The organism is Alcanivorax sp. HI0044 (genome assembly GCF_001634945.1).
Genome location: NZ_LWEZ01001779.1, coordinates 1 through 984, shown reverse-complemented (window position 1 = coordinate 984; position 984 = coordinate 1). Strand labels below are relative to the sequence as shown.

Below are 984 nucleotides of genomic sequence, written 5' to 3'. Positions count from 1 at the left end.
GCCGGAGCACACGGTGTACGGCGAACCGGTGGACGAGAACGATTTCCACAATGAATTTCCGGAAGCGGCGTTCAAGGCCGGTGTGGAAACTATTCGCGAGTACATTCTGGCGGGCGACGTGATGCAGGTTGTGCCCTCCCAGCGCATGAGCTGCCCGTTCCAGGCGCCGGCGCTGGATCTGTACCGCGCCCTGCGTTACCTGAATCCGTCCCCGTATATGTTTTATCTGGATCTGGACGATTTCCATATTGCCGGGTCGTCGCCGGAAATTCTGGCCCGCGCTGAGCAAGGGCGCATCACCGTGCGGCCCTTGGCCGGCACGCGCAAACGCGGTGCCAATGAGGCGGAAGACCAGGCACTGGAGAAAGACTTGTTGGCGGACCCCAAGGAAATCGCCGAGCACCTGATGCTGATCGATCTGGGGCGCAACGACATCGGTCGGGTCTCCAAGGCCGGCAAGGTGGACGTTTCCGACAAAATGGTGGTGGAGCGCTACTCCCACGTGATGCATATCGTATCCAACGTGGAAGGCGAGCTGCGTGAAGAGCTGGGGCCGCTGGATGTGCTGCGGGCGACCTTCCCGGCTGGCACCCTGAGCGGAGCCTCCAAGATTCGCGCCATGGAAATCATTGACGAGTTGGAACCTACCAAGCGCGGCGTCTATGGTGGCGCGGTTGGCTATATTGGCTTCAACGGTGACATGGATACGGCGATCGCCATCCGTACCGCGGTGATCAAGGACCAGCGTCTGTACGTGCAGGCCGGGGCCGGCATCGTTGCCGATTCTGTGCCGCAATCCGAATGGGACGAGACCATGAACAAGGCCCGGGCCGTGTTCCGGGCGGTGAACATGGCATTGGGTGGTCTCAACCTGGCAGACGGAGGGCAGCGATAATGCGCGTGCTGATGATCGATAATTACGACAGCTTTACCTACAACCTGGTGCAGTATCTGCAGGAGCTGGGGGCCGAGGTGCTGGTGCAT

Annotated in this window: 1 protein-coding gene and 1 pseudogene; both read left to right on the top strand. The window is 60.7% G+C overall.

Annotated features, from left to right (window positions below; genetic code table 11):
* On the top strand, positions 1 to 895 hold an 895-nt coding region (locus A3730_RS26630), incomplete at its 5' end, for an anthranilate synthase component I family protein (protein WP_197477661.1).
* Positions 895 to 984 (top strand): annotated as a pseudogene (locus A3730_RS30695) (anthranilate/aminodeoxychorismate synthase component II); the annotation flags it as partial. The gene A3730_RS26630 and the pseudogene A3730_RS30695, both read left to right, overlap by 1 nt.